This window comes from Candidatus Photobacterium acropomis (assembly GCF_030685555.1).
Classification (GTDB): Bacteria; Pseudomonadota; Gammaproteobacteria; order Enterobacterales; family Vibrionaceae; genus Photobacterium; species Photobacterium lucens.
In genome coordinates this window covers 1,864,285-1,890,098 of record NZ_CP131609.1, presented here as the reverse complement: position 1 = coordinate 1,890,098, position 25,814 = coordinate 1,864,285, and the positions used below count along the sequence as shown (strand labels likewise).

Here is a 25,814-nt window from a genome sequence, read left to right as displayed (position 1 = left end):
ATTCGCCTGATTTCTCTTCATTTTTAGCTTTCTGTACATTTAGCAATTTCTCTTTCTGCATTTTGCAAAGCAAATTGGTATCCAATACCTAAATATTTAGACATCACTTCAACAAGAATCATATTTATATCAATATGATAATTTGCGTTCTTATTCCCATCATTAGTATAGGATGATTATCGATAGATATTTTATTTATGCTGATTTAGAATATTGTTTTATTTATTATTCCTGTCATGTGTAAAAAGCCCGACCGTACAACGGCAATGCTCGACATCATTAGCCAAGTCAAACAACAATTTCCCCTTTATGATGAAAGTACTTTTGTCTGTGGCCCTGATAACAAATGCGTGGGCTGCCCAAAGAAATTATTAGAGTTAGTTGATACGGATTTAACCTATTGGGAATCTGCCATTGCCCGTGGTGTGACTCCGCAATTTGATGAGATCAGACGCTTTGGCAAACTGTGTAATAATGTGCGTCGTGCTTTAGTAAGAAACAATATCATCAGCCAATAGTGCTACTGTTTCAGTAAACTTGGACTACATACAGCCCATTGTTAAGCGTGATATACTCCGCCGATATTTTCTGCGTTAATGTAATAACATTAACTGTTTAATGATTTATTTGAGACTCTACATGCCATTCTCTAAGCTTGGATTAAGCGATTCTATCGTTAAAGCCGTAACCGAAATGGGTTACACCTCCCCTACACCTATTCAAGAAAAAGCCATTCCAGTTGCTCTTACAGGTAAAAACCTGATGGCTGCTGCGCAAACAGGTACAGGTAAAACAGCGAGTTTCGTATTACCAATCTTACAAATGCTAGATGATGGTATTAAGGTTCGCCCTAAGCGTGTGCGTGCATTAATTCTTGCCCCTACTCGTGAACTGGCTGTGCAAGTAGAAGATAACATTAAGCAATACAGCAAACACTTAAACCTTAAATCAATGGCGATGTACGGTGGCGTGGACTACGAACCACAAAAACGTCGCTTAATTGAAGGTGTTGATATTTTAGTGGCAACACCGGGTCGTCTGTTAGATATGTACACCCAACGTGCTATCCACTTTGATGCTATTGAAATTTTAGTGCTTGATGAAGCCGACCGTATGCTTGATATGGGCTTTATTGAAGACATTAATAAGATCGTTGAGCGCTTGCCTGTTGATCGCCAAAACATGCTGTTCTCAGCAACCTTATCTGATCAGGTGCGTTTCCTAGCAAAAACAGCAGTACGTAATCCGATTGAAATTTCAGTCGCTAAAGACGCCTCTGCCGATCCTAAAATTGATCAATGGTTAGTGACCGTTGATAAAGACATGAAATCGTCATTACTTAGTCACCTGATTCAAGAGCAACAATGGGATCAAGCATTGATCTTCATAGAAACCAAACATGGTGCGGCTAAGTTAGTAACGCAGTTAGAAAAGCGCGGCATTAAAGCTGAATCTTTCCACAGTGGTCGTAGCCAAGGCGTACGTTCACAGCTATTAGAAGATTTTAAAAACGGCAAACTGCAATACTTAATTGCAACTGGCGTAGCATCACGTGGTATCGATATTGAGCAATTAACTCGTGTGGTTAACTACGATTTACCGTTCCCACCAGAAGAATATGTTCACCGTATTGGGCGTACAGGCCGTGCTGGTGCATCAGGTGAAGCGATTTCATTTGTATCAAAAGATAACTTCAAAAACCTATGTATGATTGAGAGCCTATTAGGCCACTTAATTGTTCGTAAAGAAATTGAAGGCTTTAAACCTAAAAAAGAAGTGCCAGTTTCAATTTTGAACTATAAACCAAAGTTCAAGAAACCAGCGAAGCCTCGCGATGATGCTGAAGGTGAAAATAACGAACGTAAACCACGTCGTGACAATCGTAGCCGTAACAATGCGCCTCGTGGTGATAAGCCTAAATCAACCAAGCCTAAACGCCGTAAACCTATTACAGATCGTGAAACAGGTTTACCTCGTGCGCCTCGTAAACCTAAGCCACAACAATAATAACGGCTTTCTAAACTTATAAAAAAACGCCAGTATGCTTTTACTATCTGCATACTGGCGTTTTTGTTTATTCTTGAGTCAGTAAAAGATTAAGCTTTCGCTGATACAAGTGATGAATTGTTTTCAGCTTCTGGACGTTTCAGGATTGCATAAGAAATACCTGTCACTAACGTACCTGCAATAATAGCGACTAAGTAAAGTAGCGCTGGTGTAATTGCATTTGGAATAAGCAGAACAAATAAACCGCCGTGTGGTGCCATTAGTTTTGCACCAAACAGCATAGATAATGCACCTGTTAGCGCACCACCCAACATACAGCATGGGATCACACGCATTGGATCGCGTGCCGCAAACGGAATAGCACCTTCAGAGATAAAACATAAGCCTAGTACAAATGATGCTTTACCTGCTTCATTTTCACTTGCAGCGAACTTACGTTTTGCAAGGAAAGTAGCTAAACCCATACCCATAGCTGGCACCATACCAGCCGCCATTACTGCTGCCATTGGCGCATAGGTATGAGATGCTAATAAGCCAACACCAAATGTATATGCTGCTTTATTAACAGGACCGCCAAGGTCGAAACACATCATACAGCCAAGAATGATACCCAATAAAACCGCATTCGCAGATCCCATGGTATTAAGGAAATGGGTTAACCCTTCCATAGCCGCAGATACTGGACCACCTACAACATAAATCATTACCAAGCCAGTAATTAAACTCGCCACTAGTGGAATGATTAGGATAGGTTTTAAGGCATCCATTGATTGCGGTAATTTCACTTTTTCCGCTAGGAATTTAGCACTGTAACCTGCTAAGAAACCTGCAACGATACCACCTAAAAAGCCAGCTCCTGTTGAACTTGCTAACATACCGCCAATTAAGCCAGGTGCTAAACCAGGGCGATCAGCAATGGAGAATGCAATAAAACCAGCCAGAACAGGCACCATTAATGCAAAGGCAGAATCACCACCAATTTTCATTAATGCCGCTGCTAGTGTTCCCTGCTCTTTAAATGCTTCGATACCGAAAACAAATGACAACGCAATTGATAAACCACCAGCAACCACTAATGGCAGCATGTAAGAAACGCCTGTCATTAAGTGTTTGTATACACCTGCTTTTTCTTCTTTCTTCTCTGTAGTTTCTTTTACGCTATGTTGATAAGGCGCAGCTTGAGCAAAAGCGTTATCAATTTCCTGTGCTGTTTTCTTCAGCGCCAAGCCCGTACTGGTTTTATAAAGTGGCTTACCATTAAAGCGTGATAAATCCACATCAATGTCAGCGGCAATGATCACCAAATCTGCAGCTTCAATTTCTTCTGCAGTTAATTGGTTTTTAGCCCCAACAGAGCCACGAGTTTCAACTTTAACATCGTACCCCTGACGTTTAGCTTCTGTTTCTAATGCTTCAGCAGCCATAAAGGTATGTGCAACACCCGTTGGACACGCTGTAATTGCCACAATCTTTTTCTTGCTTGAGTTAGGTGTTGTTACCACACTCTCAGCAACCAATTCCTGCGCTTGATTAACCGCTTCTTGTAGCCATGCTGTTGGGTTTGCCATGCACGCAGAAACATCACTGCGGTAGACTTTCTTACCGACAAAACGCTGCTCATCAACCACTGCATTAGCAGCAATTACAATGCAATCTGATTGCTCAATTTGTTGCTCAGTTAATAGTTGTGTTGGCTTTAATGTGGTGTGACATTCAATATTGGCTTGCCACTTTAGCTCTGCTGCGGCTTTTTCTAATAATCCAGCGGCAATCAATGTTGTTGCAATGCCACTTGGACATGCGGTAACGATACTAATTTTCATCTGTTCAATCCCTACACTGTCGACGTTATTGTTGCGCTCTTATGAAAGTTGAACGCTATCTTCTATGTTTTTTACAGCCGCTAAATCATCTACACCAACACCTACTTGGGTAACAGCGTAGGCAGAAAGCGCAGTAGCAAAACTTAAGGTTTTAGCTTTATTCCAACCATTTAGGTGTCCCCAACACATTCCAGCAACTAATGTATCGCCCGCACCAACAGTGCTCACTACGGTCATTTTTGGTGGTTTAGCACGTAGCCAACCTTCACTGTCTCGCCACATCACACCGTTAGCACCCAATGACACAACAACATTATCGATCTGTTTATCTGATAATTGCTCCGCAACTTCGATGATGTCACTTTCAGACACTAATTCTCGTTTCGCCCACTCAGCTAGCTCCTCATCATTTGGTTTAACCAGCCAAGGTTTAGCTTCGAGTCCGACTTCAAATGCCGCTTTACTGCTATCAAACAATACTTGTTTACCAAGCTGTTGCAGTTTTTCAATCCATAACGCACATTGCTGTGGTGAAATACCGCGCGGTAGGCTGCCTGCAAGCACAAAGACATCGTGACTCTCAGCTAGCTCAAATAAGGTTGCTTCAAACTGCGCAATATCATCATGCGTTACGCTAACACCCGGGAAGTTGATATCACTTACACGCCCGTCTTGTTCAACTAGCTTAACGTTGATTCTTGTCGCACCCGCCACACGAACAAACTTATCGGTAACACCAATTTGTTCAAATAGCTGACAAAAGCCTTCTTGATTATCTGTACCAAGTAACCCTGTCACTGTTACCTCTGCACCTAATTCAGCCAGTACCTTAGCAACGTTGACCCCTTTTCCCGCTGGATGAAGTGAGCCTTTATTAACCACATTCACCGTACCTGCAGTGAGTGTTGATAAATGACCGGTAAGATCTAAAGCAGGATTTAATGTCACAGTGACAACGTTAACTGCAGGATTATTCATTGTATTTTTCATCATTCTGTAAGCCTTACAGTTTCTCACCTAAGCCATCAGCAATAGCTTGACCAATTGCAGCTAGTGCCTCTTCAGCATCACTACCACTTGCAGTAAATTGCAGTTCATTTCCACATTTCACGCCAAGACCAATCACTTTCATCAAACTTTTAGCATTCACGGATTTACCTTGGTTCGATAAGTTTAATACTTGAATATCAGCATCAAATTGCTTGGTGGTATTCACTAACATTGCCCCAGGACGTGCGTGTAAACCGTGTGGATTTTTAATCGTGAAAACAGCGGTTTTACCATCTAGTTGTACTTGGGTTAGTGCGTTACACATTTGCTCTGCACTTGAAGCAAGAAATGCCTCAATTTTATTGTTAAAGATCAGCGACGTAAGAAGCTCGATATTTGCAACATAACTGCTATTTGCAGCAGCGATAACAATCAAACCTTTTACCGGCTGAGATTGATATTCAAACGCTTGTGCTGGCGTAACAACCGCAATAGCTGTACGTTCAACCTGTTGATCACTGCTTATTAGCCATAAGCCCTGACCTAGGTAACTTGGCTCTTTACTAATAACGTCAGCTACCATCTGCTTGTCAGCAAAGCCTTGCTGCTTAATTAAACCCGCGGCAACAGCACTTAACTGCAATACATCGCTTACCGGAAAATCTTTTAAGATTAACTGACTATTACATTCTGCTTCTGATTGCTCAGCACCCATTAAAATGGCAATTACCTGATCTGCGCTATCACAATGTTTTAGCTTCTCTTCAATACCATCAGCAGAAAGCACTTTGGTTAATTGCTTTAGAATTGATAGGTGTTCATCAGATTTAGCGGCGATACCAATTGCAAGATAGACGGTTTGACCATTACCCCAATTGACACCTTGTGGGTATTGATGAACTTTTACCCCTGTTTTATTCACCAATTCGCGAGTATCTGTTGTGCCATGCGGGATCGCAATACCATTGCCTAGGTAAGTCGAATTTTGCGATTCACGGGTTAGCATCCCATTCACATAACCAGTGCGTACTAGCCCTTCAGCCTCTAGATCTGCAGCAAGTGCTTTAATTGCATCTTGTTTATTGTTTGCCGATTTTCGCAAAGCAATATCATGTTGAGTTAATGACAGCATCTTTTTCTCCGAGCTTATCGAATCTTTGCTTAATTATTTTACTGACTAGTTGCTTAAAGCTGAATCGTTTCAGCAACTAGTCAAATTAAAAGTTTCAGTACAATCATTCAGCTACATTTGCTTATACACTCTACTGAAACCTTTCAGCTTGCATACTGAATCGTTTCAGCTAATATTGCAATTGATCCTAACGAGGTAATCACTGGATCTATGATGAAGCGCACAAATTGGCTTCAAATCGCAATTAAGGAATATAGGTTAACGCTATAAATGGGTACTTTGTGGCGTAGTGCACCAAATTTCAGTGCTTAAATAGAATGATTAACTAATGACATTAAATGAAATCGCAAAACTTGCAGGTGTCTCCAGAACCACAGCAAGCTACATTATCAATGGTAAGGCTGAGCAATATCGTATTAGCGAAAAAACACAGCAAAAAGTGCTTGCTGTCGTTAATGCTCACAACTATCGCCCTAACCATGCCGCCTCTTCTCTTCGTGCCGGTAGTAGCCAATCTTTAGGCTTGATCATTCCAGATCTTGAAAACAGCAGTTATGCCAAAATTGCTAAATTATTGGAGCTCAATGCCCGTAAAGCGGGTTACCAAGTGATTATTTCCTGTACTGATGACGATCCTGATACAGAAGTGAGTGTGGCAACGATCTTACTCAGTCGTAAACTTGATGCACTGATCGTGGCAAGCTCACTGCCAGCAGACAATGATTTCTACCGACAAGTCCAAGCTAAAGGTACACCTGTTATTGCGATTGACCGTGCTTTAGATGATGAATATTTCGCCTCGGTGATCAGTGAGGATCTTGAAGGTGCTTACGCGCTTACTAAGGCCCTGCTCTCTCAGCCTATTTCATCAATTGGTTTAATTGGCGCAGTACCGGATCTTGGAGTATCCAAAGAGCGTGAACAAGGTTTTCATTCAGCATTAATGAATAGTAATAAAAATAACCAAGTGCAGATCAGTTATGGTGAACAATTTAGCCAGCAACATGGGGCGCAAATAGCTGAACAATGGATTCAGGACGGTGTTTTCCCACAAGCCGTGCTTGCCACTTCTTATACACTTTTTGAAGGGATTTTGGATTGCTTACTCAAGCACCCAGAAATAATGGCAAAAACTTATTTAGCGACCTTTGGTGATAACCGATTATTAGATTTTCTGCCGAATAAGATTCAATCATTACCACAACAGTTTGATCTTATCGCTGATTGTGCGTTACAGCTCGCTTTATCGGCAATTAAAGGAGATTATCAACAAGGCGTCGAAGTGATCCCAAGAAAGCTGATCTGCCGATAAGTTTTCAAAGGTGTGTCATCACATATCTGACGAATTCCTTAATATTTCGATACCTATAGCCAATAAACTGGTGGATGAAGTGTGATTTAAGTCGCATAATTACGTCACGTTATCATCCACTTATATGGCACGTTATGTATTCACGGTTAAAACTTTTACTGCTGACCCACGCGCAGTTTGCACACGCTCTTCGTGTCACACTTGCGATCGCTTTTAGCCTTGTGTTTTACACTTTCGTCCCCGTTCCTCATTCAATGTGGGGACCTGTTACAGTCGCTGTAGTATTAATGCAGCCTTATGCTGGCGTGATCAAACAAAAAGGTTTCCAGCGTGTTGGCGGTACACTGCTTGGCGCAACATTAGGTTTAGTAACGGTATTTTTTCCTCAAAGTTTGACGGATTTTGTCCCCGTATGGATTCTTGTATGGTCTTTTTTACTGTCCATGAAATCTCACGGAAAAAATACTTACATCTTTTTCTTAGCGGTGATGACGCTGATCATCGTGGCGTACCAAGGTAACAGCGAGCAAGAAGTCTCTGTAGCGATGTGGCGAGTCACCAACATTATTATTGGTAGCTTGATCGCTATGGCATTTTCCATGCTGTTCCCAATTCGAGCTCAATATCAATGGGATCAACTGTTTAATAACAATCTGCATGATTTACGTCAGCTATACCAAGCGCATGCTTCTGCTCATATTCCTAGCATTAAAATTTTGGCTCGTATTAAATCACAGGTAAATGAACGCCAAATCCAAATGGTGAGTTTGCTGCCCAATGTGCAAAAAGAAAATAAGAAATCCGCAGGTCACTATAAAGCCATTGTAACGATTCAAAGCTCGATGATCAGTTTGATTGAACAGTTAATAGAAACCCATTGGAGCTCTGATATTGGTCGTCGCCAATTGTTAGCACAAACAGGGCTTAAGGCTTATCAGCAACAAATTGTCCATATTTTAAATCAGCTCGCCGATCACAATGAGACAACGTTAGATCTGCCTGATGTTCATCAACTTAAAGAAATGGCGTTACAAATTCCACAACCCAAAGACTCGATTTTATTAGGGCCTTATGGTTATCTATGGTTAACCAGACAGTTAGTCTATCGCTTAGATGAATTGATTGTTCAGCTACAACTTATCCAAAAGACGAAATATAAAGCTTTATCGTCTTTGTAATTGAAGCATTATATCGTTAATGTATTGGTTACTGATTTATAAACATGACAGCCATCTCGGGAGAATCTGCAATGACTCAAAAAACAAAAACAATGGAAGTACCTGTAGCCATCGCCGATAGAGTACAAGCTTTAATTGATGGCTATGAAGCCAAAGCAAAGTTTGATGCTGAATTAAGAGAGAAAGTGAATAACTTCCTTGCAATGGATGGGTTAAGTTGTGAAATGGCGGTATATAGCCTGCCACAAAAAGAGCTGCTTGATACGTTACGCTATGTTTACGAACTATCAGGCACGAATAGCAAGTTTGTGAAAAGCATTATCACGCTACACCGTGATAACCCGAAAAAAGTATTATCCGATGCACAACGTGCTTCAGCGAAAAGCATGCTGTTTAACCTCATTAATGATCCATCTGTGGTCTCTGCAATGAAAGAGCAAGGTTAATAAGTCGCTTAAAACACCAATAAAAACGGCATGATGTATTCAGTTAAATGAACAACATCATGCCGTTTTTGTATCAATCATTTTTAAATCAAGATCTAGCTGATCACTTGGCTCACGCCTTGATCTTGTAGCCAAGCACGTAAACGCGGGGCATCTTCAATAAAACGACTGTAAACCAAACAAGGTTTATGTGAGCTTTCCACCGCATTCAATAACATTTTCACCAACTGCAATAATGCTTCATTTTGCGCATCAGGCATGTAGTGTAATGATGTACTATCAATATCTAAGCCTAATGTGAATTGCGCTAACTGCTCAATATCAATAACAAAACCATCGAAATATTGTAAGAAGGTTTCAGCAAGCAATGCATTAGCAGGAACGCTACACATCATAGAGACTTTAAGTCCATCCGCACCACGACATAACCCCTGCTCTGCCAGCAAATCAATCACGGTTGCAGCTTCACTAAAGGTACGCACAAACGGCACAACTAGTTCGATATTTTTCGCATCTAATCGGGCACGCTTAATCGCTTCACACTCTAATTCAAAGGATTTACGAAAATCAGCATGACCTAAACGTGAAGCGCCACGAAGCCCCATCACTGGGTTAATCTCTTCCGCTTCAACTTCTGCCCCTAGCAGGTGACTACGCGCATATGAATCATCACTGGTTAAACGCACTTTTAATGGCGCATCGCCTTGTTTCGCAGCGGCTTCAATTAATAGCTGGCTAAGTTTAGCAACGAATAACTCAGCTAATGGTGTTTGATCGTCTGAAGCATCAATTGCCTCAAGAAAAGCGAGTTTCGCTTGTGGCGATAATGATTCTGGCTTTGTGACAGCACAAGGGTGAATCCCCATGTTATGCGCAATCAGATCGTCGAGTGATACCAAACCAATCTCCCCGCTTTCTAGCCCAGTCAGCTGCACTGATGACGTTAACAGCGCTGTTAACGTTAATTCATTTTCAGTTGTCATAAAGCACCAATACTTCCTTGTTAATGAGAAAAGCGCTTAACATTGCTCATACAATTTGAGCGGTTAAACACGATTACTGTTTATCGACCTTACTTTGTGTTGAATTGAGAGGCAAGAAATAAAGCATAACTCATTCATATCCATCACAGTTTTCATCTCATCGTATTCTTGACGAGAAAATCATCAGCGGTTGTAAAATCTTGTTACGATCGCAACTAAAACCTACGCTATATCACAAGTTTGGTTTATTAAAATCGATTTTTGGGCTATCTTACCGAGGTTATTACAGATATACCCAAGGTAGGCAAACATATTATGCCAATGAAAACAGATGAACTTCGCACCGTGAGTTTGGGCTTAATGCCAACTCCAGCTGAAATTGAAGCTACATCACCAATGACAGATGAAATTGCTGCGCATGTTGATCATGCTCGTAAACAAATCGAAGCAATTTTAACGGGCAAAGATTCCCGCTTACTTGTCGTTGTCGGTCCATGTTCTATTCATGATACCGATGCAGCTGTTGATTACGCGAAGCGCCTTGTTGCTGTACAAGAAACATATAAAGACCAGTTGCTAATTGTGATGCGTACCTATTTCGAAAAGCCACGTACTGTTGTTGGCTGGAAAGGTTTAGTATCCGACCCTCATTTAGATGGTAGTTTAGATTTAGCCGCTGGCTTGAAAAAAGCCCGTAAGTTGCTTGTTGATATTAATACTTTAGGTTTACCGACAGCGACTGAGTTTCTCGATATGATCACGGGTCAATACTTGGCTGATCTTATTAGTTGGGGTGCAATTGGTGCCCGTACAACAGAATCTCAGATCCACCGTGAAATGGCATCAGCATTGTCCTGCCCTGTTGGTTTCAAAAATGGTACTGACGGTAATACTAAAATTGCGATTGATGCGATCCGTGCAACCCGTGCTTCTCACCTTTTCTGCTCTCCTGCCAAAAATGGCCAAATGACCATTTATCGCACATCAGGTAATCCGTATGGTCATATCATTTTACGTGGCGGCAAAATGCCAAATTACCACGCAGATGATATTGCCAATGCGTGTGATGCACTGGCTGAATTTGACTTACCACAACGTTTAATTGTCGATTTCAGTCACGGTAACTGTCAAAAACAGCACAAGCGCCAATTAGATGTCGCTGCTGATATTTGTGAGCAAATCAAAAATGGTAGCCAATCTATTGCGGGTATCATGGCTGAAAGCTTTATAGAAGAAGGCAATCAAGCGGTTATCGACAACAAACTTGATGACTTGGTGTACGGTAAGTCGATCACCGATCCATGTATTGATTGGAACGATACAGTGAAGATGCTGGATATGTTAGCGGATGCAGTAAAATCAGCACAGAGCTAAAATATCAATGAAAACAATTTGATGTTTTAATATACCGAACGTTAGGAGAAGCAAATCATCTTCTCCTATTTTAATAAACGGTATACTATACGTGTTATATGTAGATGGGAATCACTCCCCTAGACTTAAGATAAGAGGCCATAAACATGCCATCTTTTGATATTGTTTCAGAAGTAGATTCAGTAGAAATCAAAAATGCGGTAGATAACTCAAAGCGTGAACTAGATACGCGTTTCGACTTCCGTAATGTTGAATCAAGCATTGAATTAAACAAAGAAATCGTAAAAATCACATCTGAGTCTGAATTCCAAGTAGACCAAATTGTTGCAATTTTACGTAATAACCTAGCTAAACGTGGCGTTGACGCGAACGCACTTGAGCGTAAAGCAGTGACTTTCTCTGGCAAAACTGCATCTCAAAACATCGAATTCAAGCAAGGTGTTGAAGGTACAAACGCTAAGAAATTAGTTAAAGCCATTAAAGATGCGAAATTGAAAGTTCAAGTTTCTATCCAAGGTGACAAACTACGTGTTACTGGTAAGAAGCGTGACGATCTACAAGCAACAATGGCGCTTGTACGTGAACAAGAACTAGGTCAACCATTCCAGTTCGACAATTTCCGCGATTAATCTTTTTATATTGCGCAAAAAAGGAAGGCTTAGTGCCTTCCTTTTTTTTAAACTTTTTTTGCGTGCATTAAAATAATATTGTAAAAAATATACTCTAGATGTATTATTCAAAATATAGTTTAAAATGCTTTTTAGTCATACAAATTGCATATTTCAACTAATTTATACAGTTTTATTACATAAAAATCCCATCATTCTCACCTCATAATAATGTTATTAATAAGACGTTAACCCTCTTGTATGCTTTATAAGCAAACGCATTTTTTTTCTCTGCAAAAATTGTTGAACCACGAATTTTTCCCCTATAATGCGCGCTCTTCCATAGGGGCACAATTTACAAGGTTATTATAAGAGAGACTCACAGCAGAGATTGATACAACTTGCTTGATGTCAGCAAGGAAACACTGATTGACGACGGACCTGTCATCCAATACATATTTTATTAAATATCGTATTTCACCATCAACACGCACGTTCCCACTTCTATTACTGAAGCTTTATCTGTTGCTCTTCGCATTTGCGACCAAGGACGAACCAATAACTCAGCCCTTTGAAAGTTAAACACGATACTTATAAAGGAGATGTCCATTATGGGCACCGCACAAAAATCAACAGCGACGACTTCAGCACAAAGCACAAAGTTAGGGTGGAAAAAAAGCGACACATTATGGATGCTTGGCCTATACGGTACTGCCGTAGGTGCAGGTACACTATTCCTACCAATTAATGCGGGTGTTGGCGGCTTAATTCCATTAATCGTAATGGCAGTGCTAGCATTCCCTATGACGTTCTTTGCTCACCGTGCAATGACACGTTTTGTACTATCAAGCTCTAACCCGGGTGCTGATATTACTGAAGTTGTTGAAGAGCACTTTGGTAAAGGCATGGGTAAAGTGATCACTTTACTTTATTTCTTTGCTATCTACCCTATTCTGTTGGTTTACAGTGTTGCATTAACAAACACTGTTGAAAGCTTCATGCTAAACCAGCTTGGTATCGAGCCGCCAGCACGTGCGATCCTTGCACTAGTATTGATCCTTGGCTTAATGGCAATCGTACGTTTAGGTGAGCAACTTATTGTTAAAGCAATGAGTATCTTAGTATTCCCATTCGTGGCAGTACTACTGATGCTGGCGCTCTACCTTGTTCCTTACTGGAATGATGCCATTTTCCACGATGTGATCCCAGCAGATGGCGGCATGAACGCTGTAATGCTAGCGGTATGGTTAATTCTGCCGGTAATGGTATTCTCATTTAACCACTCACCAGTGATTTCATCATTTGCGGTTGCAACGCAAAAAGAGTACGGCGAAAACGCAGAGCGTCAAAGTTCACGTATCCTTGCTCGTGCGCACATCATGATGGTATTAACTGTAATGTTCTTCGTATTCAGCTGTGTATTCAGTCTATCACCTGAAAACCTAGCAGAAGCAAAAGCGAACAACGTATCGATCCTAACTTACCTAGCGAACCACTTCGATACACCAGTTATTGCTTACGTAGCACCTATTGTTGCAATTATTGCTATTACTAAGTCTTTCCTTGGTCACTACTTAGGTGCAAGTGAAGGTCTAAACGGTCTAGTGATCAAAGTTGCACGTGATAAGAACAAAGAGATTTCAAACAAGGCACTTAACCGCTTTACAGCAATCTTCATGCTAGTAACAACTTGGGCTGTAGCGACACTAAACCCAAGCATCCTAGGTATGATTGAAAGCCTTGGTGGCCCTATTATTGCGATGTTGCTATTTATTATGCCAATGTACGCAATCAAGAAAGTACCAGCAATGAAGAAATACTCTGGCGCAATCAGCAACGTTTTTGTAACAGTGATTGGTCTAATTTCTATCTCTGCAATCTTCTACTCTCTGTTTATGTAAAGAATAAACAATGAGTTAAAAGGCTAGCCATGTGCTAGCCTTTTTTGTTTTTTCCTACTTCTGTACTCTGTTTATTGTAAAAAATTTGCTACATTAATCTTAAGTCATTCATAAATAAATCACTTAGATAATGGATAGCCAATGAATCATCAGCCTGCAGATATCCAGCTTGAGCATGAGAATCCATTGATTTGGCCAATTTTGTCTTTGCTGCAACACCAGCCCAAAGGCTGGATGATCCACACATTGAGCCAAACATTACGTGATAAAAAGATGCTCGATACTCTTGATGCTGATAGCAATAAAGATCTTTTTAAACGTAATTTCCTATTAATGAATGCCCTCTATCAATTGCAAATTTTGCTATTTCCTAAACAATGGCTACAAGTTGAAGCTATGGATATTCAATTACTTAATATTGTTTATCAAAGCCATCACTTAGAAAAACCTGATCCGTTGCGCGAATATTATTTAGATTGGCATAATTACCATGCTGATGAAGACGCAATTGAGTCGTTATTGCGCTCTTTTTGGAAGCGATACCAACAGCATATCAATAATGAATCAGAGACTATTCAATACCTTTCAATTGATGATGATTTCGCCCTCTTTGAACTACCAAACACTGCCTCATTACCAGAGGTTCGTAAGCAATGGCGACGTTTAGCCTTAAAATGGCATCCAGATCGAGAAAATGGCGATAGTGAGAAGTTTAAACAGCTGTATAACGCAAATCAGCGCTTAATCAATCACTTGAAAAATCCCAGCCTGAACTATTAATCATTAATATTATATTTCGCACACAGCTATCACAAAATCCTGACATTATAATAACCAAGCTCCCCTACATTGCTCAGCGAATTCTTACTTTGGCTGCGAGACAATGAAACAATACCTCTTACTCCCGCTTACAGGCATCTTGTGTCACACTGCTTTAGCTGCAACGGATGCACCAACAACAGAAGAAGAAAAATCGGCATTTGATGGTTCAGCAAAACTGGGTTTTATTTATTCAAAAACCACCAAAACATCCATGTCGCTTAACTCTGCAACAGAGCTACGTTACAACAAAAATAACTGGTCAAATAAATTAGCCCTCAGTTCATACTATACCGACAGTACGGAAGAAGAAGACGGCGTAAACAAATACCAAGTTAACCTCAATAATGAATATGCGATGGGTCCACATGCGTTTACGTATTTAAGTAATACTTATAACCATGATCAATTTGGTACCTATCGTAGTGAATACATTGTTTCAACGGGTTTGGGTTATAAATTTTACGATACAAAAACGACTAAGTTAGTGGTTGGTGGTGGTCCTGGTTACCGCTGGAGCAAACGCCAAAGTACCGATCCTGATTATCCGAACCAAAGAGAAAGAAACGTGATTGCCAATGCGTTTATCCGTGGAAAGAAAGATTTTACTCCAACCTTTTCTGCAGGTTTTGACAGTAATATTGACTACGGTAGTGCAAATACCACATACGATATTAAAGCCTATATTAAAAACCGTTTAATCGATAATGTGGCACTAATGATAGATACCCAATATATCTACAATACCGAAGTGGCAAGTGATAAGAGTAATGATGAAATCTACAGTACAGTGAGCATTACTTACGATTTCTAATTATAAAATAGATAGTTTAATCAATAAAACAGCCGAATATAATCAATATATTCGGCTGTTTTATTTGTTGACAATATTAGTTATATAACGAAGGTTCACCTTCGGGACGTGTTTTAAAACGACGATGTAACCACATGTATTGTGATGGTGCTTCTAAGATCGAACGTTCAACCGCTTTATTAATATAAGCCGCTGCTGCGTCTGAATCTTTATGCGGAAATGCTTCCAATGGTGGGAAAATTTTCAAAGTATATTGTCCACTATCACTATTACGGATCATCGCAAAAGGCAGTGGCACTGCACCTGTACTATCTACCAGTAAACTAGTACCTGTTGTTGTACAGGCTTTTTCTACCGCAAATAATGGCGCAAATGTTGAATTTCGACCGCGGCCATAATCATGATCCGGTGCATACCAAAGCATTTCACCTTTCTTTAAATCACGGAACATACCCTTAAGATCTTTACGATCGCGCATATGCTTATTTGAACGAATACGACCTTTAAACTGGAAAAAATCAAAACATGGATTGTTATTCGGACGGTATACACCTACACCCGGTGTTTGCATACCAAACGCACGCGCACCTAACTCAAGATTCATAGAGTGAATGGCAATTAACAGAATACCTTTACCCTGCTCTTGCAGTTTATAAACATGCTCTAAGCCTTCAACCGTTACATGACGTTCAACCCGTAGATCCGGCCAAAACCATGCCATACCCGTTTCAAACAAGGCTAAACCTGTATTATCGATATTTTCTTTAATCAACGCTTGACGATCTGACTCTTCCATTTCAGGGAAACACAACTCAAGATTTCGCTCTATGGTTTGACGACGACTTTTCATAAAGTGCATCGCTAAACGACCAACACCTTGGCCTAAGCGAAACTGAATAAAATATGGCAGCCAGCTAATTAAATACATTACGCCCATTAGTAATAAAACAGGCCAGTATTTAGGGTGTAAAAATTCTTTTTTAAAAGTTGGCGCTGTGAATTTTTTCATAGCAAAAATGATCCCGTTACATTTTAAAGCCGCTTAGAGTGTTGTTAATTCTAATAATATTGATAGGATTTCTAAGCAGTTAGTAACAGTATTTTATGTTGAGTATCGTATACGTTGCAAGTCTAACCGTGACGACGATCTATGCCATACAGCTTTCATTAAGCTTTACTTATAAGGTCAAAAGTATCGAAATAGGCAAGAAAAAGCCCGTACAGTGACGGGCTAAGTTAAACATAAATAGAATAAATTGTATGAATTACAGCTTTTGTTTTAACTATTTTGATACAAACACGCTTGTCCTTCAGGGCGCGTTTTAAAGCGGCGATGAAGCCACATATATTGACTCGGTGCAGCCATAATTGACTCTTCAACAATTTTATTGATAAACACGGCTGCCGCATCTGGATCATTTTTAGGAAACCCTTCCACAGGCTTGCGTAATGTTAAGGTGTAATGCCCTTTTTCATCTCGCACCATAGTAAAAGGCACAATCGCACAATCGGTATTATCCACCAGCAAACTGGTACCCGTTGTAGTACAAGCCTGCTCTACCGCAAATAAGGGCGCAAAGGTTGAACGACGACGACCATAATCATGATCCGGTGCATACCATACACGCTCACCAGTGCGCAGAGCATGTAGCATGGCTTTTACGTCTTTACGATCAATCAAAGTACGGTTTGAACGAGAACGACCTAAGTACTGAAAATAATCAAAACAAGGGTTATTGTTAGGACGATACACACCCATCCCTGACATTTTGATCCCAAATGCACGCGCACCTAATTCAAGATTCATAGAATGCACCGCTACCATTAATGCGCCTTTTCCTTCTTTGGCTAAGGCTTCCATCTGCTCAAGTCCAACAATGGTAACGTGACGATTTACACGGGCATCTGACCAAAACCACGCCATTCCTGTTTCGAACAATGCCATCCCAGTATTATCGATGTTTTCTTTAATCAGAATTTGTTTATCTTCTTCAGACATCGCTGGAAAACAAAGATCTAAATTACGCTCAATGGTACGACGACGTTTTTTCATTAATTTGATCGCTAAACGACCAATATTTTTACCTAACACAACTTGCCAAGAATACGGAAGACAACTCAATAGATACATTAAGCCAATCAATAATAGTGTTCCCCAATAACGAGGATGCAGAAGAGATAATGTGAACGTCGGTTTATTTCGTTGAGTCATGTATAGCGCCTAAGTGCCAGCTATCATCTCCAATTGACGACAAGAGCAAGCCTAATAATTAACAGCCTGCATAATAATTGTTTTAACATCTATTCCCTAGTTAAATAATGTTAATTACTGCCATTTCTTACTGTTTTTAGATATTAGTCTTAAATTCTGTAGATTAAGTTTTAATTCATTATTAAAAACGTGATTTTTATGACCCATTTTTAATTCATAAATCCTATAATTATTATTAATTTAAGTTACAATTCATTACATTATCAAACGAAAATATTCTATTTTAATAATACTCTGATTATTTCTAATGAAAAAGTTATAGATAAACAATATAAATAGGGAACGATATGGACATCAGCAAAACCAAATCCAGCTTTTATCGCCGTCTTTACGTGGCATATTTAATCGAAAATGGCATCGATAACGTACCCGCTATTATCAAGCATTCGGGTATGCCCCGACGTACAGCGCAAGACACCATTAAAAACCTTGCTGAGCTCGATATTATTTGTTCTTTCAAACAAACCCAAGGTGAACGTAATCACTCAGGTCATTATCACATTGAACAGTGGGGAGCTATTGATAAACAATGGGTTAACACCAATATTGAACAAATAAAATCAGCGCTAGATTATCCATAACTGGTTACACATTCACGCTATCTCATTGCGATTATTTTCGTATAATTCGCTTATTCGCCCTTAGCTATACAGGTAAAACTTTGCAACTTCTTGAAGTAGATTTTTTAGGTAAGCCTTTACGTTTAGAAGGTTCACTTGCTGGCTGGCAACAACTGTTTTGGGACAACACACTTGTATCACAAAAAGACGCCACAGCTTCCGATGACAACGATTTCCATCATCAATTTGAATTACAAAATGGTGAGAAAATCATTGAGTGTCAGCTCTCTGGTAACTTAACATGGCAACCGTTTTTGATCAGCTATCAAGCGCAAGTGAATAACCAAATCATTGCCCAAGGTGAACGTAACGAAAAAGACATAGAACGTCAGGTACCACATACACCGATTGTGGCAGAAAAACGTTTTAGTTTAATTGGCTTGATCTCTTTGGGCATGAAAACCTTAAAAAGTGCCAAATTAATCAAAGTAGTATTAGCATCAGCCAGTCTTGCTGCTTATTCATGGTTGTTCTCGTTCCAATTTGCCCTCGCTCTGATCGCTTGTTTAATGTTCCATGAATATGGACATGTACGTGCAATGAAATACTTTGGTATGAAAACCAAAGGCATTTACTTAATTCCATTTTTAGGCGGTTTGGCACTCAGTGACGAGAAAATAAATACCCGTTGGCAAGATGTGGTGATCTCGATTATGGGCCCCCTATTTGGTTTGATCATGTCACTGATCTGTATGGTGGCATATTGGATCACAGGTGAAATGTTCTTTGCTGGGCTTGCAGTATTCAACGCCCTATTAAACCTGTTTAACTTACTACCAATTCTGCCTCTTGATGGTGGTCATGTACTTAAAAGTATTAGCTTTTCCATGAACAGTAAGTTAGGTATTGTGCTGTGTGCCGGCGCTGCTATTGGTGGCGTGGTATTAAGCTATTCTCTTGGCTTAACCTTATTTGGCTTCTTACTGATCATGGGCTGTATTGAGATCATCTTTGAATGGAAACAACGCCATCATAGCCACTTATTACCACTTGATCGCTATGGTCAAATATTCTCTTTCGTCTGGTATGTGGGCTTAGTTGCCTCACTGATGGGGATTATTTGGTACTTTGCAGGCACAGGCGACACGCTGCTCAGTTTGCCACTGCAAATTCTAGGTACTTAATAACCCTAAATAATGGGTATCAAAACACCAAATAACAAAAAAGGGACGCTTATCGTCCCTTTTTTAACTAATAACACAATAAGCGTTATTTCTTTCCTTTTTCCATCATTGCTTTTAAATCAGCAAATGGATTAAAGGTAGCAGCTTGATGATCATCTTCACCTGCACGGATCACACTGCTTTGACCATTTTCAGCTTCAGTGTATTTCTCATGCTCATGATCGTGACAGAACAAACAAAGAAGCTCCCAGTTACTGCCATCTTCAGGGTTATTTGTATGGTCATGATCAACGTGATGAACAGTCAGTTCACGTAAGTTTGAATAAACAAATTCACGAGAACAACGACCACATACCCATGGGTAAATTTTCAATGCTTTTTCACGGTAACCCGCTTCTTTACGCGCATAAGCGGCACTTGTACCGTAGTAATCAGATGACATATCTTGACCTATTTCCTAACATAACAACCAATATTGAGTTATGTCTAAATACCAATTTTGCCGTATTGAACCACCACCGAACTCCCCTTATCAAGCACTAATTTTCAGATTAATGACATCGTTTACGGATTTTTATCCATCGCTTTTTAATACAGAGAGTTAGCTTGTAAACGCGACTAACTGCCCCCATTTCACTGAGCAAGATGATCATGGTTGTGCCAAATGGATAGCCTACACTGCTATTTAACTTAATATTTTGCTTGCAAATTAGGCTAAGAGACCATTTGTTCTCGTATTTAAGCAAAAAAACACGCCGTTACTGGCACCTTTTGAATACGTCTATGATAATATTCGACTAATTATTTGAAGCTGATTCACACTTATTATTTAATCGAATCGACCTTTAACCGCTAAGAGTAAACAAATATGGCTTTTGATTTTTCTAAGATGCACGTTGATTTGTCGGCTGTGCCAACTACTATCGACATGGGTCACGCATGGTTAGGCGCTCTAGTTCTAATTCTATTGGTTATGTACCTAACGAAAAAAGGTAAACCAGTCGAAGTTGAAAAGATTATCGAAAAGGAAATCGAAGTAGAGAAAATCGTCGAAGTTGAAAAACCAGTCGAAAAGATCGTTGAAAAGATTGTCGAGAAACCAGTTGAGAAAATTGTCGAAGTTGAAAAAGTTGTAGAGAAGATTGTTGAGGTTGAAGTTGAACCTAAGCTGAAAACATCTACACCTGAAGCTGCCCTTCAACTGCTTTCTCTGTTACAACAAGAAGCACGTTTTATCGACTTCATGCAAGAAGATCTTAAAGGCTATGCTGATGCCGATATCGGTGCGGCAGCTCGTGTTATTCACGAAGGCGGTCAAAAGGTATTAAACGAATACTTCAGCTTTGCGCCAGTACGCACTGAAGAAGAAGAAACACGTATCACCCTACCACAAGGCTTCAATGCTTCTGAAGTACGCCTAACAGGTAATGTGGTTGGTGAAGCACCATTTAACGGTACTTTGATCCACCGTGGTTGGAAAGTAACAGAAGTTAAATTGCCTAAATTGGCAGAAGGCCACGATGCACATATCATCGCAGCCGCTGAGGTAGAATTATAATGCAAGACACACAACAACACCGTTACAGCGTTGGTATCGACTTAGGTACAACACACTGCGTGCTATCTTATGTTGATCTACAAGATGAAAACGCTGATGTTACGGTAATGCCAATTCCACAGCTAACTAATCCAGGTAGCGTGGAAGAGAAAAACCAACTTCCTTCATTCATGTACCAAGCACATGAATCAGAACTTGCTGAAGGTGATACTGCACTTCCTTGGAATGCAAAGCCAAACGCAATTGTTGGTGCAATGGCACGTTCTCTAGGTAGTAAAACACCTATTCGTCTTATCTCTAGTGCAAAAAGCTGGCTATGTCACGGTGGCGTAAACCGTCGTGATGCATTCTTACCATTAAATAGCCCAGAAGAAGTGGTAAAAGTATCACCACTAGAAGCGACACAAAAATATCTTGAGCACATGGCAGATGCTTGGAACTTCCAACATCCTGAAACGCCAATCTTCGATCAAGATGTCACCATCACAGTACCAGCTTCATTCGATCCTGCTGCTCGTGATCTAACTGCAGAAGCGGCACGCAATGTTGGCTTTAAGCACCTAACATTACTTGAAGAGCCACAAGCAGCAGTATATAGCTGGATCAAAAACAACGATGAAAGCTGGCGTGACCAAGTGTCTGTTGGCGACATCATCCTAGTGGTTGATATCGGTGGTGGTACAACGGATTTATCGTTAGTTGCTGTAACTGAAGAAGACGGTAACCTAACCCTAAACCGTGTGGCTGTTGGTGATCACATCCTATTGGGTGGTGATAACATGGACTTAGCTCTAGCTTACCGTTTGAAGATGAAGCTAGCGCAAGAAGGCAAACAGCTACAACCTTGGCAGGTACTGGCCATTACTCACGCATGTCGTGATGCGAAAGAAGCATTACTAAACGATGCTGAGCTAAAAGCAATGCCAATCGTAGTGCCAAGCCGTGGTTCTAAACTACTTGGTGGTACGCTTCAAACTGAACTGACTCAAGAAGAAGTACAACAAACCCTTGTTGAAGGTTTCTTCCCACAAACATCAGTTGAAGAGCACCCAGTACAAGCGGCTCGTGGTGCATTAACGCAAATGGGCTTACCTTACGCACAAGATGCAGCGGTATCTCGTCACGTAGCAAGCTTCTTAAGCCGTCAAAGCCAAGCAGTAGATGAGCTGTTTGAGCAATTTGAACAAATGCACGAAGGCTTTATCCGCCCTACCGCTATTCTGTTCAACGGTGGTGTACTGAAATCTAACCTGCTTTCTGATCGCCTACTTGGCATCATCAATAGCTGGTTAACAACAGGTGGCTCAGAGCCTGCGAAACTACTGCAAGGTTTAGATCTTGATCTCGCCGTTGCAAGTGGTGCGTCTTACTACGGCTCTGTTCGCCAAGGTAAAGGTGTTCGTATTCGTGGTGGTATCGCAAGCAGCTACTACGTAGGTATCGAAAGTGCGATGCCAGCCATTCCTGGCATGGAACCACCACTAGAAGCACTATGTGTTGCACCGTTCGGTATGGAAGAAGGCTCTCACGCTGACGTTCCTAGCCAAGAGTTCGGTTTGATCATCGGTCAGCCAGTGCAATTTAAGTTCTTTGGTTCAACAGTACGTCGTGATGATGTTGCTGGTACTCACCTTGATTGGTGGCAACCAGAAGAGATGGAAGAGCTACCATCAATTCAAGTAACGCTTCCTGTTTCGGAAGGTCGCACGATTGGTGAAGTGGTTCCTGTTAAGCTAGCTTCACGTGTTACTGAATTAGGCACACTTTGCCTAGAAGCGATTTCGACTGATAACGGTCAGAAATGGCAAGTAGAATTCGACGTTCGCGAAAGCTAATATCGAACTAACGGCGCATCTTTTGATGCGCCGTTTATCTATCAATCACACCGTGGGTTTATCAGTTAAAACAACGCAAAATAATCTACCTTCTCGTAGGACTTTCACTTATTCCCACGTATTAATGTTTCTTTACTTAGTGGAGTCGTCATGCCTTCATCCTCCCCTCGCTATTTAGTCGGTATCGACTTAGGGACAACACACACTGTCGTCGCTTACGCTGAAATTACAGACGATCTTGAAAATAGCCCTATGCACATTTTCAACATTGATCAGTTAATTGCACCTGGCGAAGTGGCACGTAAACCGCTATTACCTTCTTTCCGTTATCACCCTGCACAAGGGGAAATGGATCCAACTCAATTAGTATTACCTTGGAATGCTGAACCTGTTGAAGGTGAAATTGATACGGTGATCATTGGTGAATTAGCCCGTGAATTAGGCGCTAAAGTTGAAGGTCGCCAAGTCGTTAGTGCGAAAAGCTGGCTTTCTCATCCCCATGTTGATCGTAATGAAGCTATTCTGCCTTGGTCTTCAACTGCCTCGAAATCAGATGTAAAGAAAATCTCCCCTGTTATCGCTAGCGCAAGTTACTTAAACCACGTACGTCAATCGTGGGATTACCACCACAAAGATGCCAAGCTTGCCGATCAAGAAGTGGTGATCACAGTGCCTGCGTCATTTGATGAAGCGGCTCGCGCACTCACACTACAAGCGGCAGAACTTGCAGGTTTGAAGAAAGTCTTACTCCTCGAAGAGCCACAAGCGGTTTGTTACGACTGGTACGCACAGAACAAAGATAACGCCGATGAATTATTAAAAGATATTCCGCTGTTAATGGTGTGCGATGTCGGTGGCGGTACAACCGATTTGAGCTTAATTAAGGTCGGCAGTAAAGATAATAAGCTAACACTCGATCGTATCGGTGTTGGTGATCACCTCATGCTTGGTGGTGATAACCTTGATTTATCATTAGCCCATGTTGCTGAGCAGCGTTTAAACGGTGAGTCGAAAAAACTTAGCCAAGCTGCATTATCAAAACTTATTCAGCAAACACGTAAAGTGAAAGAAAGCTTACTATCCGGTAACGCGCCAGATACCGCTAAAGTCACTATGCTTGGCAGTGGTTCTCGTTTAATTGGCGGTGCTAAAAGCATCGAGTTAAACCGTGAAGAAGTACATCGCATCGCTTTAGATGGCTTCTTCCCTATGACAGATTACAGCGAGCAACCAAGCCAACGCCAAGCAGCGATGGTGGAATTTGGTCTACCGTATGCAGCTGATCCTGCTATCAGTAAGCACATTGCGCAATTTATTGATCTTCACGATCATGTTTGTCGTGATGCGTTCAAAGAAAATGGCATTGAAATCAATGACGAAAAGCCTGCGATTCCTGTTGCTGTATTGCTAAATGGTGGTGTATTTAACAGCCCACTATTAACTGAGCGTACATTAAATCTATTGTCTTCATGGCGTGAAGATAACCACATCACTGAACTTAAAAACCTCCATCCAGATCTCGCTGTTGCATTTGGTGCTGTTGCTTATGCCAAAGCACGTCATGGTGCACAGCTGAAAATCGGTGGTGGTTCAGCTCGCTCTTTCTTCCTTGTGATTGGTCAAAACAAAGATGTAAAACAAGGCATTTGTTTACTGCCAAAAGGCATTGAAGAAAGCACAGAAGTTAACTTAACTCATCGTAAATTTGCTTTAACCTTGGGTGAGCCTGTACGTTTTAATCTCGTTTCTACCACTGATGAAAAATACTCAGAAGCCGGTGAACTGGTTGAAATTATTGGTGATGGTTTTGTTACCTTGCCACCATTTATTGCCACCCTTGATAGTGAGCGTGATCGCAGTGAATTAGCGGCAAACCAAAAAGATCGTGAAGAAGTGATATTGGCTTGTCAGCTAACAGAAGTTGGTACGCTTCAAATCGAAGCTGTCAGTATTGCTGATCCAAAAAAACGCTGGAAAGTCGAGTTTGCGATCCGAAAAGATCTCGCCAAAATAAACCGTGGTGATAACGACAGTACCCTTGCTGAAAGCGAACTTCCACCTCGAATGAATGATGCCATTGATGCCATCAAGAAAGTTTACGGTGGCAGCAAAAATAGCGACAACAGTAAAGCGGCGAAAACACTACGTAACGATCTAGATAAAATGCTAGGTAAACGTGATAACTGGGAAACCCCATGTTTACGTGAACTCGCAAATGCATTGTTAGAAAGTAGAAAACGTCGTCGTCGTTCCGATCTTCACGAACGTAACTGGCTAAAATTAACAGGCTTTACCATGCGTCCGGGCTTTGGCTACCCTGCCGATGATTTTCGCATGAATGAAATATGGGCACTGTACCAGCAAGGCATTCAGTTTGAATCTAATACCCAAACATGGTGTGACTGGTGGACTTTCTGGCGTCGTATCGCTGGTGGCTTAACCCAAGAGCAACAATTAGTTATCTATAAAGATATTGCTAAGTACATTACCCCAGGGGCAAGCCGAAACGCTAAGCTAAATAAAGAGCTTCAAGAGCGCAGTTACGAAGACATGGTACGTTTAGCGGCATCACTCGAACACTTACCATTTGATAAAAAACTACAGTTAATTGAGTGGCTATTTGGTCGTTTACAAAAAGCACAATACGCGCAAGCACATTGGTGGGCAATTGGTCGTATTGCTACACGTACGCCTTTCTATGGTTCTACCCACAACCTGTTATCAGCTGAACACGTTTCTTACTGTTTACCTGAGTTAATGGAATATGATTGGCGAAAAGAGCCTTACATCGCGTTTGCAGCCGTAATGATGACCCGTAAAACAGGTGATCGTAATTTAGATATTAATGATGAATTACGTCGGGAAGTGATTAATAAATTAAAAGCAAGTCGAGCACCCGAAAGTTGGGTTGAGATGGTCTCTGAAATAAAGGTATTAACAGAAGATGAAACCAAACGTGTATTTGGTGACGCATTGCCAAATGGCTTAAGATTAATAGGTTAATTATCAATAATGACA

At 40.8% G+C, this 25,814-nt stretch carries 22 protein-coding genes; 15 read left to right on the top strand and 7 right to left on the bottom strand.

What is annotated here, in order from left to right; all coding sequences use genetic code 11:
• Positions 1-236 precede the first annotated feature (236 nt).
• Both Q7657_RS15715 and Q7657_RS15710 read left to right on the top strand, forming a co-directional pair.
• Positions 237-518 carry a hypothetical protein gene (locus Q7657_RS15715; RefSeq protein ID WP_023932475.1) on the top strand — a complete coding sequence of 94 codons (282 nt, stop codon included), beginning with the start codon at positions 237-239 and terminating at the stop codon, positions 516-518.
• A gap of 121 nt (positions 519-639) precedes the next feature.
• Positions 640-2,007: a DEAD/DEAH box helicase gene (locus tag Q7657_RS15710; protein ID WP_060989418.1), complete on the top strand. Its 1,368-nt coding sequence runs from the start codon at positions 640-642 to the stop codon at positions 2,005-2,007.
• An 89-nt stretch (positions 2,008-2,096) separates the two neighbouring features.
• Here Q7657_RS15710 and fruA read toward each other — a convergent pair whose 3' ends face one another.
• Genes fruA through fruB form a run of 3 tightly spaced genes read right to left on the bottom strand, consistent with a single transcriptional unit; the run spans position 2,097 to position 5,952 of the window.
• A complete protein-coding gene (gene fruA / locus Q7657_RS15705) occupies positions 2,097-3,830 on the bottom strand; it encodes a PTS fructose transporter subunit IIBC (protein WP_107165185.1) in 1,734 nt (577 codons plus the stop codon).
• A 39-nt stretch (positions 3,831-3,869) separates the two neighbouring features.
• On the bottom strand, positions 3,870-4,808 hold the full coding sequence (gene pfkB / locus Q7657_RS15700) for a 1-phosphofructokinase (RefSeq protein WP_107165213.1): 939 nt from the start codon (positions 4,806-4,808) through the stop codon (positions 3,870-3,872).
• A 25-nt stretch (positions 4,809-4,833) separates the two neighbouring features.
• A complete protein-coding gene (gene fruB / locus Q7657_RS15695) occupies positions 4,834-5,952 on the bottom strand; it encodes a fused PTS fructose transporter subunit IIA/HPr protein (protein ID WP_107165184.1) in 1,119 nt (372 codons plus the stop codon).
• A 328-nt stretch (positions 5,953-6,280) separates the two neighbouring features.
• Between fruB and cra the strand changes: the two genes are divergently transcribed.
• The 3 genes from cra (at position 6,281) to Q7657_RS15680 (ending at position 8,888) form a co-directional block, all read left to right on the top strand.
• On the top strand, positions 6,281-7,264 hold the full coding sequence (gene cra / locus Q7657_RS15690; RefSeq protein ID WP_107165183.1) for a catabolite repressor/activator: 984 nt from the start codon (positions 6,281-6,283) through the stop codon (positions 7,262-7,264).
• Between the two features lie 134 nt (positions 7,265-7,398).
• Positions 7,399-8,442 carry an FUSC family protein gene (locus tag Q7657_RS15685; RefSeq protein WP_107165182.1) on the top strand — a complete coding sequence of 348 codons (1,044 nt, stop codon included), beginning with the start codon at positions 7,399-7,401 and terminating at the stop codon, positions 8,440-8,442.
• A 71-nt stretch (positions 8,443-8,513) separates the two neighbouring features.
• Entirely contained in the window at positions 8,514-8,888 is a 375-nt protein-coding gene (locus Q7657_RS15680) for a hypothetical protein (protein WP_023932488.1), read from the top strand.
• A gap of 95 nt (positions 8,889-8,983) precedes the next feature.
• Here Q7657_RS15680 and Q7657_RS15675 read toward each other — a convergent pair whose 3' ends face one another.
• Entirely contained in the window at positions 8,984-9,871 is an 888-nt protein-coding gene (locus tag Q7657_RS15675; protein ID WP_107165181.1) for a putative PEP-binding protein, read from the bottom strand.
• A gap of 315 nt (positions 9,872-10,186) precedes the next feature.
• On the opposite strand from Q7657_RS15675, the gene Q7657_RS15670 reads away from it, so the two are divergent.
• The 5 genes from Q7657_RS15670 (at position 10,187) to Q7657_RS15650 (ending at position 15,387) form a co-directional block, all read left to right on the top strand.
• The gene (locus tag Q7657_RS15670) at positions 10,187-11,245 is read left to right on the top strand and encodes a 3-deoxy-7-phosphoheptulonate synthase (RefSeq protein ID WP_107165180.1); all 1,059 of its coding nucleotides are present in this window, start codon (positions 10,187-10,189) and stop codon (positions 11,243-11,245) included.
• A gap of 146 nt (positions 11,246-11,391) precedes the next feature.
• Positions 11,392-11,874: a YajQ family cyclic di-GMP-binding protein gene (locus Q7657_RS15665; RefSeq protein WP_023932493.1), complete on the top strand. Its 483-nt coding sequence runs from the start codon at positions 11,392-11,394 to the stop codon at positions 11,872-11,874.
• 590 nt (positions 11,875-12,464) lie between these two features.
• The gene (locus Q7657_RS15660) at positions 12,465-13,754 is read left to right on the top strand and encodes an HAAAP family serine/threonine permease (RefSeq protein ID WP_107165179.1); all 1,290 of its coding nucleotides are present in this window, start codon (positions 12,465-12,467) and stop codon (positions 13,752-13,754) included.
• Positions 13,755-13,895: 141 nt separating this feature from the next.
• The gene (locus tag Q7657_RS15655; protein ID WP_053988155.1) at positions 13,896-14,534 is read left to right on the top strand and encodes a DNA-J related domain-containing protein; all 639 of its coding nucleotides are present in this window, start codon (positions 13,896-13,898) and stop codon (positions 14,532-14,534) included.
• A gap of 103 nt (positions 14,535-14,637) precedes the next feature.
• On the top strand, positions 14,638-15,387 hold the full coding sequence (locus Q7657_RS15650; RefSeq protein WP_107165178.1) for a DUF481 domain-containing protein: 750 nt from the start codon (positions 14,638-14,640) through the stop codon (positions 15,385-15,387).
• A 76-nt stretch (positions 15,388-15,463) separates the two neighbouring features.
• On the opposite strand, the gene lpxL is transcribed toward Q7657_RS15650, so the two are convergent.
• Both lpxL and Q7657_RS15640 read right to left on the bottom strand, forming a co-directional pair.
• Positions 15,464-16,396: an LpxL/LpxP family Kdo(2)-lipid IV(A) lauroyl/palmitoleoyl acyltransferase gene (gene lpxL / locus Q7657_RS15645; protein ID WP_107165177.1), complete on the bottom strand. Its 933-nt coding sequence runs from the start codon at positions 16,394-16,396 to the stop codon at positions 15,464-15,466.
• Between the two features lie 270 nt (positions 16,397-16,666).
• Positions 16,667-17,599: an LpxL/LpxP family Kdo(2)-lipid IV(A) lauroyl/palmitoleoyl acyltransferase gene (locus tag Q7657_RS15640; RefSeq protein ID WP_107165176.1), complete on the bottom strand. Its 933-nt coding sequence runs from the start codon at positions 17,597-17,599 to the stop codon at positions 16,667-16,669.
• Positions 17,600-17,946: 347 nt separating this feature from the next.
• Here Q7657_RS15640 and Q7657_RS15635 point away from each other — a divergent pair, with 347 nt between their 5' ends.
• Both Q7657_RS15635 and Q7657_RS15630 read left to right on the top strand, forming a co-directional pair.
• Entirely contained in the window at positions 17,947-18,240 is a 294-nt protein-coding gene (locus Q7657_RS15635; RefSeq protein WP_053988159.1) for a winged helix-turn-helix domain-containing protein, read from the top strand.
• Between the two features lie 80 nt (positions 18,241-18,320).
• A complete protein-coding gene (locus Q7657_RS15630) occupies positions 18,321-19,403 on the top strand; it encodes a site-2 protease family protein (protein ID WP_107165175.1) in 1,083 nt (360 codons plus the stop codon).
• An 85-nt stretch (positions 19,404-19,488) separates the two neighbouring features.
• Here Q7657_RS15630 and Q7657_RS15625 read toward each other — a convergent pair whose 3' ends face one another.
• A complete protein-coding gene (locus tag Q7657_RS15625; protein ID WP_008986913.1) occupies positions 19,489-19,845 on the bottom strand; it encodes a YajD family HNH nuclease in 357 nt (118 codons plus the stop codon).
• 447 nt (positions 19,846-20,292) lie between these two features.
• On the opposite strand from Q7657_RS15625, the gene Q7657_RS15620 reads away from it, so the two are divergent.
• The 3 genes from Q7657_RS15620 (at position 20,293) to Q7657_RS15610 (ending at position 25,799) form a co-directional block, all read left to right on the top strand.
• Positions 20,293-20,961: a DUF2760 domain-containing protein gene (locus Q7657_RS15620; RefSeq protein WP_053988647.1), complete on the top strand. Its 669-nt coding sequence runs from the start codon at positions 20,293-20,295 to the stop codon at positions 20,959-20,961.
• Positions 20,961-22,796: an Hsp70 family protein gene (locus tag Q7657_RS15615; RefSeq protein WP_107165174.1), complete on the top strand. Its 1,836-nt coding sequence runs from the start codon at positions 20,961-20,963 to the stop codon at positions 22,794-22,796. Before Q7657_RS15620 ends, Q7657_RS15615 begins: the two co-directional genes overlap by 1 nt.
• Before the next feature lie 150 nt (positions 22,797-22,946).
• On the top strand, positions 22,947-25,799 hold the full coding sequence (locus Q7657_RS15610; RefSeq protein ID WP_107165173.1) for an Hsp70 family protein: 2,853 nt from the start codon (positions 22,947-22,949) through the stop codon (positions 25,797-25,799).
• Positions 25,800-25,814: the final 15 nt, after the last annotated feature.